Origin of the sequence: Aurantibacillus circumpalustris (assembly GCF_029625215.1) — a bacterium.
GTDB lineage: Bacteria > Bacteroidota > Bacteroidia > B-17B0 > Aurantibacillaceae > Aurantibacillus > Aurantibacillus circumpalustris.
Genome location: NZ_CP121197.1, coordinates 414,607 through 426,941 on the forward strand (window position 1 = coordinate 414,607; position 12,335 = coordinate 426,941).

At 35.5% G+C, this 12,335-nt stretch carries 10 protein-coding genes; 6 read left to right on the forward strand and 4 right to left on the reverse strand.

The features are described from left to right. The 3 genes from ileS to P2086_RS01690 all read right to left on the reverse strand — a co-directional run bounded on the left by ileS (position 1) and on the right by P2086_RS01690 (position 5,120). The gene (gene ileS, locus P2086_RS01680; RefSeq protein ID WP_317898693.1) at positions 1–3,450 is read right to left on the reverse strand and encodes an isoleucine--tRNA ligase; all 3,450 of its coding nucleotides are present in this window, start codon (positions 3,448–3,450) and stop codon (positions 1–3) included. 200 nt (positions 3,451–3,650) lie between these two features. Continuing rightward, positions 3,651–4,490 carry a universal stress protein gene (locus P2086_RS01685; RefSeq protein ID WP_317898694.1) on the reverse strand — a complete coding sequence of 280 codons (840 nt, stop codon included), beginning with the start codon at positions 4,488–4,490 and terminating at the stop codon, positions 3,651–3,653. A gap of 207 nt (positions 4,491–4,697) precedes the next feature. Then, on the reverse strand, positions 4,698–5,120 hold the full coding sequence (locus P2086_RS01690) for a RidA family protein (RefSeq protein WP_317898695.1): 423 nt from the start codon (positions 5,118–5,120) through the stop codon (positions 4,698–4,700). A 78-nt stretch (positions 5,121–5,198) separates the two neighbouring features. On the opposite strand from P2086_RS01690, the gene P2086_RS01695 reads away from it, so the two are divergent. Genes P2086_RS01695 through P2086_RS01710 form a run of 4 tightly spaced genes read left to right on the forward strand, consistent with a single transcriptional unit; the run spans position 5,199 to position 8,506 of the window. After that, positions 5,199–6,608 carry an MBL fold metallo-hydrolase gene (locus P2086_RS01695; RefSeq protein WP_317898696.1) on the forward strand — a complete coding sequence of 470 codons (1,410 nt, stop codon included), beginning with the start codon at positions 5,199–5,201 and terminating at the stop codon, positions 6,606–6,608. 30 nt (positions 6,609–6,638) lie between these two features. Next, positions 6,639–7,217, forward strand: a complete 579-nt coding sequence (locus P2086_RS01700; RefSeq protein ID WP_317898697.1) for a phosphatase PAP2 family protein — start codon at positions 6,639–6,641, stop codon at positions 7,215–7,217. Further along, entirely contained in the window at positions 7,201–8,061 is an 861-nt protein-coding gene (locus P2086_RS01705; RefSeq protein ID WP_317898698.1) for a TolB family protein, read from the forward strand. The genes P2086_RS01700 and P2086_RS01705 overlap by 17 nt, the downstream gene beginning before the upstream one ends. 1 nt (position 8,062) lies before the next feature. Further along, complete coding sequence (locus tag P2086_RS01710; RefSeq protein WP_317898699.1) at positions 8,063–8,506, forward strand: GNAT family N-acetyltransferase; 444 nt, start codon at positions 8,063–8,065, stop codon at positions 8,504–8,506. Between the two features lie 43 nt (positions 8,507–8,549). Here the strand turns inward: P2086_RS01710 and P2086_RS01715 are convergent, their stop codons facing one another. Then, positions 8,550–9,542: a T9SS type A sorting domain-containing protein gene (locus P2086_RS01715; RefSeq protein ID WP_317898700.1), complete on the reverse strand. Its 993-nt coding sequence runs from the start codon at positions 9,540–9,542 to the stop codon at positions 8,550–8,552. Between the two features lie 194 nt (positions 9,543–9,736). On the opposite strand from P2086_RS01715, the gene P2086_RS01720 reads away from it, so the two are divergent. Both P2086_RS01720 and P2086_RS01725 read left to right on the forward strand, forming a co-directional pair. After that, the gene (locus P2086_RS01720) at positions 9,737–11,464 is read left to right on the forward strand and encodes an APC family permease (RefSeq protein ID WP_317898701.1); all 1,728 of its coding nucleotides are present in this window, start codon (positions 9,737–9,739) and stop codon (positions 11,462–11,464) included. A 1-nt stretch (position 11,465) separates the two neighbouring features. Further along, positions 11,466–12,218: an SDR family NAD(P)-dependent oxidoreductase gene (locus P2086_RS01725; RefSeq protein WP_317898702.1), complete on the forward strand. Its 753-nt coding sequence runs from the start codon at positions 11,466–11,468 to the stop codon at positions 12,216–12,218. Positions 12,219–12,335 lie beyond the last annotated feature (117 nt).

The following is a 12,335-nucleotide window of genomic DNA, read 5'->3' on the forward strand; positions in this document are numbered from 1 at the left end:
CTAATTTAATTTTTCAATTGATATTAAAGTGCTAATTAACTCATCCACTTCAATTGTGGTTGCATTGTTAGAGGCTATGGTTTGTACCAATTGCAAATCACTCGTTAAAGTTTCAGAACAAATATAACTTAAATTGTTTTTAATAGCGTTATCAAGACTTGAATTTTGCTGAATTTTAACCAAAATCTTATCCGTAACCTCAAATCCTTTGTCCTTTCTAAGATTCTGAATACGATTAACTACTTCCCTTGCTAAACCCTCATTTCTAAGTGCTTCCGACAGATTAATATCTAAGGCAACAGTTAAAGAACCACTGTTAGCAACTTTCCAACCCGGCATGTCAACAGGAATAATTTCCACATCTTCAACTTCTAAAATTATTTCAACATTATTAACTACAACTGCTGCTTTTCCTTCTTGTTCAATTCCACTTATTATTTTAACGGCATTCTCATTATTCTTTGCAAATTCTTGAACAGCTTTCATGTGAGCACCACATTTTTTTCCCAATGTTTTAAAATTAAGTTTCAGGTTTTTTACAATCTGTGCTTTACTTTCATCAACAAATTCAATTTGTTTTACATTTACTTCGCCTAAAATAAGATCTTGAACTGCTTCAATTTTCTGCTGGTATGCTTTATCTAAAATTGGAATTTGAATGCGTTGTAATGGTTGGCGTACTTTTAAATTTTCTTTTTTGCGGATAGATAAAACCATCGACGAAATTTTCTGTGCCAATTCCATCCGTTCTTCTAAAGCTTTATCCTGATAACGTTTCTCGACTTCTGGTAAGAGCGTTAAGTGAACCGACTCGTGAGAAAGGCTTAAGTTTTGATATAACCAATCCGCAAAAAACGGCGCAATAGGACTCATAAGCTGACTTACCGTTTTTAAACAAGTAAACAAGGTTTCGTAAGCAGCAATTTTATCTGTACTCATTTCACCTTTCCAAAAGCGACGACGGCTTAAACGCACATACCAATTGCTCAAATGTTCATCCACAAACATTTCAATCGCTCTTGCAGCTCTATGTGGCTCAAATTCATTAAAACGTAAAGTTACCTCTTCAATCAAACTTTCTAATTCAGAGATAATCCATTTATCTAATTCTGATCTATTTTCAACGGGAACCTGCGTTTTATCACTAACTGTAAACCCATCTACATTTGCGTAAAGTGCATAAAATCCGTAGGTGTTGTAAAGTGTGCCAAATAATTTACGCTGCACTTCAGAAATACCTTCTTCATCAAATTTTAAATTATCCCAAGGCGCAGCATTTGCAATGAGATACCAGCGTGTTGCATCAGCCCCATACTTATCAATAGTAATAAATGGGTCAACAGCATTGCCTAAACGCTTACTCATCTTGTTACCATTCTTATCCAAAACAAGACCGTTAGAGACAACATTTTTATACGCTACCGAATCAAAATTCATTGTAGCTATCGCATGCAATGTAAAGAACCAACCACGTGTTTGATCTACTCCTTCTGCTATAAAATCTGCTGGGAAATATTTTTTATCGTCAATTAATTCTTTATTCTCAAACGGATAATGAACCTGTGCATAAGGCATAGAGCCACTATCAAACCAAACATCAATCAAATCAGGTTCACGGAACAATTGCTTTCCGTTTTTCTCAAGAATAATTGAATCAGCATAAGGCTTGTGCAAATCGAAAGTCTCGTAGTTTTCAGTACTAAAATTTCCAGGAACAAATTTCTCCAAAGGATTTGTTTTCATAAATCCTTTAGCAAGAGAATTTTCAATTTCTTTTTTAAGTTCTTCTGCACTGCCAATCACAATCTGTTCAGACTTGTCTTCACTTGTCCATATTGGAATTGGGATTCCCCAAAAACGCGATCGTGATAAATTCCAATCATTTAAATTTTCGAGCCAATTTCCAAAACGTCCCGTTCCGGTAGCTTCCGGTTTCCAATTAATTGTTTTGTTTAATTCGATCATACGGTTTTTCATGGCCGTAGATTTAATAAACCAAGAATCTAAAGGATAATACAACACAGGTTTATCAGTGCGCCAACAGTGAGGATAACTATGTACATAATGCTCTTTTTTAAAAAGCTTTCCTTCTTCCTGCAATTTTAATACAATACGTTCATCAACACTTAGGTAAACCTTAAGTTCTTTGATTTTATGCTTCGCCTCTAAAATTTCTTTTTGTTTTACAAACTCTTCCTTTTTTTCGTCATCATTCAAATAGGCTTCCTTCACAAACTCTTCACCAAAAAGAAATATTCCATCTTTTACTTCCGGTAAAAATTTACCGCGTTTATCAACTAAAGTTAAAGAACCAATACCGTTTTGTTTTGCAACGCGAAAGTCATCGGCACCAAAACTTGGTGCAATGTGAACTATACCGGTACCATCAGTAGTAGTAACAAAATCACCAACAATTACTTTAAAAGCATCTCCATCCGTTGGCTGCGCAAAAGGTAAAAGCTGTTCGTATGAAACACCCTCAAGATCTGAACCTTTGCAATGACCCACAATTTTAAATGGAATTTCTTTATCACCTACTTTATAATTTTCAAAAGAAAGATCGGTGTGTTTTTCGGAAAAATATTTGTTTACTAATTCCTTTGCGAGAATAACGGTTTGCAATTCACCACTAAATGGGTTAAAACTTTTTACAAAAACGTAATCAATATCTTTACCAACAGCCAAGGCAGTGTTAGATGGTAAGGTCCAAGGCGTGGTTGTCCACGCTAAGAAGAAAACCTCGTCCGCACCGATATTATCTGATAACAACACCGGATTCACTCTTACATCCACTTTAAACTGAACAACAGCGGTTCTATCTTTTACATCTCGGTAACAACCTGGTTGATTTAATTCGTGTGAAGATAATCCAGTACCAGCCGCTGGTGAATACGGTTGAATAGTAAAGCCTTTGTACAACAAATCTTTTCTAGAAAGATTTTGTAATAACCACCAAACGCTTTCAATGTATTTATTATCGTAAGTAATGTAAGGGTCACTCATGTCCACCCAGTAGCCCATTTTAGCAGTTACCTCTTCCCACTTGTCGGTATATTTCATTACCTCTTTACGACAAGCCTTGTTATAGTCTTCAACAGAAATATATTTCGGACTATTTTTATTTCCGATATCTTCTTTGGTGATCCCTAAAGTTTTTTCAACTCCAAGTTCAATAGGCAAACCATGTGTATCCCAACCAGCTTTACGTTTAACCTGGTAACCTTGTAAAGTTTTAAAGCGGCAAAAAATATCTTTAATAGCTCGCGCCATAACGTGATGAATACCTGGCATTCCATTTGCACTAGGCGGACCTTCATAAAACACCCATGGTTTGTTTTCATCCCGGGTTGAAATTGATTTTTCAAATGTTTTATCTTCTTTCCAGAATTTTAGAACATCAGAAGAAATTTGTGACAGGTCAAGCTTTTTATATTCAGGATATTTCTTCATTTATTTTTTTTAATGCCATAAGGCATTACTTACAAGCTTTATTTTTAAACCTTAAAAAAGAGGAGCGAATTTACTAAAAAACTGGGATTTCCTTAGAAAGAAATTAGTTAAAAAAACCTTGGAATTGGAAGAAATATCCAGTATATAAACTAGGTTGGAATATTTATGATACAAAGTAGAAAAACTGTGCAAGTATTCACTTACATACCACTACTAAAGTGGCTCATACTCTCCCGTTTCATTGGAGGAACATTTAGTACTGGAATAGGGCTTAATTCCACTATTTTATGGCCAATAGCACCACCGCCAAGGCGTTCACCAATACTTAAGTCTTTTTGATTTATTTGAATAATCAGATCACAATCATTTTTAACGGCATATTCAATAATGGCTTCGGCAGGAGTAGTACTTGGTAAAGAACGGTTTGTACAATTCACTCCTTCTTGTTTAATAAACTTTTTAACCTGTTGTAAATAAGGCAAGAGTTTATTCTCATAGTCATCGTCATTCGGCTTAAATACCGAAACAATTCTAATATCTGCTTTGTAATAATGCGCTAACTGCACAGCAAAAGAAACCTTTTCGCGACTCTCTGGAGTTAAGTCAAACGGCATTACTATATTTTTAAAACCTTCTCTTTTTTCACTTGAACGTACAGTAATAACTGGACACGGCGCTGCAGTTAGGAATTTAGTAACCGTCATTCCGCCACCAAACAAGCCTGTTTTAAATTTAGTATTTTCATCTAAAGCCATTACAATCATAGAACAGCCCAAGTCTGTAGCTGTTTTATTGGTAACTTCATACACTTCACCCTTTACACCAAGCATTTCAACTGTTAAACCACTTTCATCACGCGTTGCCTGCGCCAGACTCTCAAGTTCATCCTTACGATCATCTTCGCTCACAACAGAAACGTGCAAAAGAATAAGCTTTGATTTGGTGAACTTTGCTAGAGTGTAAATTTGTTTTACAGCAATATAAGATTGCTTAGAAAAATCAACTGGAACTAATATCGATTGGTTTTCCTTTATTATCATACTCTTTAGATTTGGACTAAGTTAGAAAAAAAAACCGAAAACTGTTAAATTTTTTCTAGATTTTCATGTTTTTCCCGAGGTTTATACTATTTTATTCGTTAAAGGTTGCAAAAACTTTTGAAAAAAATATCAAGCATATTGAATTAACAATTAAACATTTAACTAATTAATAATCAAATGTTTACTCAATATATTAACTCTAATTTACTAATCAATAATAGCCATTACCTTTAACTCAATAGCAATAGGCGTTGGTAGTTTATTAATTTCAATAGTTGTGCGGCACGGAGGGTTTTCTTTAAAGTATTCGGCCCAAATTTTGTTGTATTTTGGAAAATCGTCCTTCATATTTGTTAAAAAAACAGTAACGTCAACAATTTTATCCCAACTACTGCCCGAATCTTCTAAAATGTATCGAATATTTTTAAAAACGCTATGGCACTGAGCTTCTATGTCGTAACTCACAATTTGCCCTTTTTCATCCAATTCTACACCTGGAATTTTTTTTGCTCCCCGCTCACGCGGTCCTACCCCACTTAAAAATAATAAATTACCAACCTTACGCGCGTGAGGATACAATCCAACAGGTTCGGGAGCTTTTGATGATTCTATTTTCGATGAATTTGCCATAATATTAAAAAGCAAATTTAACTATATTCTCATTATGAATGGGTTTTTGAAACACATTATAATTGTAATTTTGATTTTATGAATATTAAACAACTCTATACTAATTGTCTCGCACAAGGAGCTTATTATATTTCAAATAATGGTGAAGCGGCAATAGTAGACCCGCTTCGCGAAACAAAGCCTTATCTCGACCTCTTAAAACAAAATGGTGATACTTTAAAATATATTTTCGAAACGCATTTTCATGCCGATTTTGTAAGTGGACATGTTGATTTGGCAAAAGAAACCGGCGCAACAATTGTTTTTGGTCCGAATGCACAAACGGAGTATAAAAGCCATATTGCCGCAGACGGAGAAGAATTTAAAATTGGTAATCTTACCTTAAAAGTAATGCATACACCGGGACACACACTTGAGTCCTCAACCTATCTCTTGCAAAACGAAACTAAAAAACCTTTGTGCATTTTTACTGGAGACACTTTATTTATCGGTGATGTTGGCCGACCTGACTTAGCCATTAAATCTGAGCTCACTCAAGAAGATTTAGCAGGGATGTTGTACGATAGTTTAAGAAATAAAATAATGCCGCTTCCAGATGATGTTATTGTTTATCCTGCTCATGGCGCTGGATCTGCCTGTGGAAAAAACATGAGTAAAGAAACTTTTGATACCTTAGGCAGTCAGAAGCAATTAAATTATGCTCTTCGTGATATTTCGAAAGCAGAATTTATCACAGAACTTACCACTGGTATTTTACCAGCTCCACAATACTTTACAAAAAACGCAGCTTTAAACAAAAATGGGTATCAAAATTACAGCGAAATTCTAAAAAAAGGTTCGAATGCTTTATCTGTAGAAGATTTTGAAACAGCGATGAAAACTCCAAACGTAATTGTACTGGATGTTAGAAAACCTCAGGAATTTGCAAATGGACATATTCCAAACTCTTTATTTATTGGATTAGATGGACAATTTGCACCTTGGGTTGGTACCGTTATTCTTGATATAAATGCTCCTATTCTTTTAATAACACCCGAAGGAAGAGAAGAAGAAACGGTTATGCGTTTATCGAGAGTAGGTTATGATAATTGCATTGGTTATTTAAAAGGAGGCATGAGCAATTGGAAAAATGCTTCAAAAAAAATAGAGCAAATTAAAAGTATTCCTGCGGAAGAATTTATTACGCATTACAAAACTGGCCACAAAACACTTGATGTACGCAAGCCTGGTGAATTTGAATCGGCACATTTAAAAAATGCTGTGACCAAACCCCTTGATTTTATATATGATTGGGTGGATGTCGTTGACAAATCACATCCTTACATGATTCATTGTGCAGGTGGTTACAGAAGCATGATTGCCGCATCTATTCTAAAAGCAAAAGGCTTTACAAATCTTACAGATGTGCAAGGAGGTTATGGTGCAATTAGCAAATTAGAAGCCTCCCAAAAAGAAATTGAAACACTTGCTTGTACTAAATCCTTATAATTGATCGTTCTTTTTTTAGTATTTTTAGCCATGATTGATTGGCTAGAAAAGCTTGATAGAATACTCTTCTTAAAGATAAACGCGCTCCACACTCCTTTATTAGACACATTTATGTGGCACATGAGTGAATCATGGCACACCTATCTTGCTGTTATTGTAGTGGCTTACGCGTTTTATAAAAAATTCTCTCCAAAACGGGCGCTTGAATTTGTGGTGGGTTGCGCCATTGTTGTAGCCTGTGCGAACATGTCGTCAGATGCAGTAAAATATGGCGTTCAAAGATATCGTCCCACTCATAATCTCGAAATTAAAACTCAGGTACATATTGTAAATGACTATTCAGGTGGTAAATATGGATTCTTTTCTAGTCATGCCGCCAACACATTTGGCTTGATTACATTTATTTTTTTCTGTGTAAACTGGATTCGTATTCGTTTTAAATTACTGTTATTCGCTTACCCCATAATTATTTCGTACAGCCGTATTTATTTGGGTGTGCATTACCCCAGCGATATTTTTATTGGAATGCTCGACGGATTGCTATTTGGAATGCTTGTTTATTACATCATGAACACTTATTTTTTCAAGACCAATGAACAAACTGTCTAATATTATTTGCTCTTTCTTTTTAGTGCTTGTTGCTAAAGCTCAACTGCCCAACACAGACATTTGGTTGTTTAAAATTGAAACTGATAAATTAAAACAATTTATTTTAAAGGATCCTCTAAACATTACGAATCACGAGGGCTACGACAATCAACCTTGCTTTTCTCCCGACGGAAAAAAAATTTATTATGTAAGTGGTAAAGACGACGGGCAGACCGAAGTGTTTTACTATGATATAAAAAAGAAAAAAAATGTTCCTGTAACTATTACCAAAACAAGCGAGTACTCTCCTACACTTATTGATGATAAAACTTTAGCTTCCGTTGTAGTTGAATCAGATAGTGCGCAACGCATACATTTTATAGATGCACTTAGCGGGCGCGATACCCTAAAATTAGAAATGGACTCCATTGGTTATTTCACATTTTTAAATTCAGATACCTTGGTTTATTATAAACTCACGCAAACCCATTCACTTCGTTATTACTCCATGAGAACTAAAGAAGATAAATGGTTGGCTAATTCGCCAGTTCGAGGATTCAAGGCTATAAACAGACATAAACTTATATATGGATTAAAAGATTCTGTTCATGTAACATTTTATGTGTACGATTTTTTATTGCACAAAGCTTATCAATATGCAGAATATCCATCTGTGAACGAAGACATTATTTGGCATCCTACCTGGGGCTTAATAAAATCGGAAGAAAATAAATTGATGCGTTTTGATGAGGTTAATCAAACATGGTCAGTGCTATTTGATCTCTCTAGTTTTCAGATTAAAAAAATCACACGTTTTATTTTTGATCCTGAAAATAAATGTTTGGTTGTAGTAAATAATTTATAAAATGGCTTACGAAAAAATTCTCGGCGACTACTTATTCAGCAATGATAAATTAAAGCTTCAGGTGGATGTGGTTCACGATTATTTGAGCAAAGAAAGTTATTGGGCTCGGAATATTCCTTTAGAACTTGTAGAAAAATCAATTGAAGGAAGTGTCTGCTTTGGCGTTTATTACAACGTAAAACAAATTGGTTTTGCACGCGTTATCACAGATACTGCAAGCTTTGGGTATTTAGCGGACGTATTTATTGTAAAAGAATTTCGCGGAAAAGGTTTGTCTAAAGAATTGATGGCTTTTATTATGAATTATGACCCCTTAAAAAAACTCCGTCGCTTTATGCTTGCTACGAAAGACGCGCATGAATTGTACACGCAGTTTGGTTTTAAAGCTTTGGCGGAGCCTGCCCGTTTTATGGAAATTAAATCTTTTGAGTCGTATACACAATGATAAACTAATTTCAATATCTGACTCAACTATTTTTGATCAGCAACTATCTGCTAACAACTAATTTTCTGTTAAGCGTGTAGTTTTTGTCGACAAAAGAAATAGTGTACAAGCCTTCGGCTAAACCAGCCAGATTTAAATTAATATCTCCATTTTCGTAATTTTGTTCAATCAGCTGTTGACCCAAAGAATTTCTTAGTAAAATTACTCCCTTTGTGATCTCTGAAAATTTAATACTCACGCGATCTGATGCTGGATTTGGAAATACCGTCATTTCTCTATTGTCATTCACGGTAACGTCCTTAATGCCGAGAACGATATGATCCATGAATTCTGTATACGGACCATAATCTCCGGGTCCCGATTCACTAAGTTGCCTAGTATAAAGTAAAGGGTAACTGATATTCTGCGAATAGTAATAATAAGATTTATTCTGAACGATGTACCCATCAAGTGTTCCGTTTTTTTTGGTGGACCAGGTGCTCAAATATTTAATTGCCAAAACATTTGTAAATGTACCGGAAGGTAGGATCAAAGTGCCAGTACCATGGCCTAGAAAAGAATTTTGCCAAGTGGTTACAAGAGTATCGGTGGCGACTACAGATGTATATATAATGGTTTGAGTATAGGTGTCGCCGTAAGTAAACGGCAAAGGCAACTCAATAGGATCTGCGGTTACGCTATACGTTGAAGGATAGGCCTTGCTCAAACCTGCACTGCTAGACGTAAGAAAAGTATTGTTCCCAGCCTGAGTTCGAACAAGATTGGCTTGAGGATATAAACTAGCAGCAGGAACCGACGAAGCTGCAATGTAAGAAACCTGGTATGTAACAGGACTTGTGGATGGAATGACCGCGAAATTCCATACTTGGTTGGCACCAGCCGTATTTAATACTGGCGAGGAGGTTCGGATACTGAATACCTCACCCGCCTTCGGGCAGCTAGTTGCACACGTGAGTGTTTGTCCTAAAATACTTTGAGTGGTTAATAAACAAATCGAGAACGCAACTAGAATCTTAAGAAGAGGTAGTTTTTTCATTTGGGTTATTTTACTTAAAGATAATGAGTTTTTTTATTTTGCTCTATTTATAAGAAATCCCTTGAAAAATCCAATCCATACAATAGCCGGAAATAAACTTAAATTGAAATAAGCAGTGTATAGGCATATTCAGCCTCACCCATAATTTATTCGAATTAAAATATACTTTGTATATTTAGTAACATTCAATAAAAATGAGTCTATTCAGAAAAAAAACGATTGAATCTATTTTACAGAAAAGCGAAGACGATGCCAACACACACGGTTCATTAGCTAAGCACCTAGGCGTAAAAGATCTTACAGCATTTGGAATAGCCGCTATTATTGGCGCCGGCATTTTTTCAACCATTGGAAAAGCCAGTTTTGATGGTGGCCCGGGTGTCATTTTTCTTTTTATTTTCACAGCGCTTGCCTGCAGTTTTGCTGCCTTTGCCTATGCAGAGTTTGCATCTCTCATTCCGGTTAGCGGCAGCGCTTACACTTACAGTTATGTTGCTTTTGGTGAATTGTTTGCCTGGATCATAGGCTGGGCACTTATTATGGAGTATTCTATAGGGAATGTTACCGTGGCCATTTCGTGGAGTGATTATTTTACCTCTTTATTGAATAATGCTTTTCATTTTAGGATGCATGAATGGTTGTGCTTAGATTATTTTACTGCAAAACAAAATTATTTTGAAGTACTCGGTATTCTAAATAACGGCACTCCTCTTGCAGCAATTGCAGCGAATGGAGAAACTGCTGGTTTAGTTGAAGGTTATAAAGCATTTGCTAGCGCACCGAAAATTTTTGGAACACCGATTATTTTTGATTTTCCTGCTCTCCTTATCAATGTATTAATTACCTTATTAGTATACAGAGGCATTAAAGAAAGTCGCAACGCCAGTAACATCATGGTATTGGTTAAAATTGCGGTTGTACTTGTTGTTATTTTTGTTGGTGCTTTTTATGTAGATACAGAAAATTGGGACCCTTTTATGCCGAATGGTGTTGGTGGTTTACTTAAAGGTATTAGCGCCGTTTTCTTTGCCTACATAGGTTTTGATGCTATTTCAACCACGGCAGAAGAGTGCCGTAATCCACAACGCGATTTACCAAGAGGGATTTTATATTCTATTATAATTTGTACGATTTTATATGTAGCTATTGCTCTTGTTATTACGGGGATGGTAAATTATACAGAACTAAATGTTGGTGATCCGCTGGCATATGTATTTGAAAAAGTAAAAGACTTGCACTGGTTAAGCGGCGTTATTGCAATAAGCGCAGTAGTTGCCATGGCCAGTGTAATGCTAGTTTTTCAATTAGGTCAGCCTCGTATTTGGATGAGCATGAGTCGTGACGGCCTGCTACCGAAAGCCTTTGCAAAAATTCATCCTAAATACAAAACACCTTCTTTCTCAACTATTATAACAGGATTATTGGTTGCTGTCCCTATATTTTTTGTGGATATAAATATGGTAACCGACATTTGTTCGGCAGGAACTTTATTTGCATTCTGTTTAGTGTGTGGAGGAGTTCTCAAGCTTCGTATGGATCCAAACGCTCCGCCTTCGAAATTTAAAACACCTTATATCAATTCAAAATACATTGTTCCAGTTCTCTTTACTATCTCTTTAGTGTATTTGTTTTTTGATGAAAGCAGTACACTTCAATATTATCTTCATTCAGAAACCTTAGAAGAATTTTATTCTAAAATTCCAATCTATTTTTTCTTTATTGGTTTTGCGATATTTTCAGTCATGGCTTTTCTTTATAATTTTTCTTTAATCCCATCACTGGGTTTATTAAGTTGTTTCTATATGCTTTCTCAATTAGGACATAAAAATTGGCTCTACTTTGGCACATGGTTAATAATAGGTTTAATTATATATTTTGTTTACGGCCGCAGACATAGTAAATTAGCACCTTCAAATCAATAATATGTTAGTTTTTATTACGGGAGCCACGTCGGGTATTGGAAAAAGCACTGCGGAAATTTTTGCAAAAAACGGATATAATCTTATTATTACCGGTAGAAGAGAAGAACGTTTAAGTTCATTCAAAAAGGAACTTGAAACAACTTACAAGATTAAAGTAACCACATTGTGTTTTGATATCCGCGAGTCTGCTGCTGTTGAATCTGCCATCGCCTCTCTATCTGCTGAAAATAAAAACATTGATATTTTGGTAAATAATGCCGGCTTAGCTGCTGGTTTATCCTCTATACAAGACGGCTCGCTTTCTCACTGGGAACGTATGATTGACACTAACATTAAAGGGTTTTTATATACTACAAAAGCTGTTTCTAATCTTATGATTAAAAATGGTAAAGGTCATATCATTAACATTGGGTCGATTGCTGGAAAAGAAGTGTATGCTAACGGTAACGTTTATTGCGCTACAAAACATGCAGTTGATGCTCTTAACAAGGGAATGCGTATTGATTTATTAGCACACAATATAAAAGTTACTGCAGTAAACCCAGGAATGGTAGAAACAGAATTCAGTGTGGTACGTTTTGATGGTGATGAAGATCGTGCCAAAAAAGTTTATATGGGCATGGAACCCTTGAAACCAGAAGATATTGCTGAAACTGTTTTTTGGGTTGCAACCCGCCCTGCGCATGTTAACATTAACGACATTTTAATTATGCCCACTGTGCAAGCCACAGCCACCAATGTAATTCGCAAATAACCTGATACATAAGATAAAATATTCGGCTCTCTTTTTTATTTTATTTTTTTTTATCCCTGCTTTTTTATTTTCCCAAACTGCCAGAAAAGGATCTGGTAATGGCAATCGTATTTATTT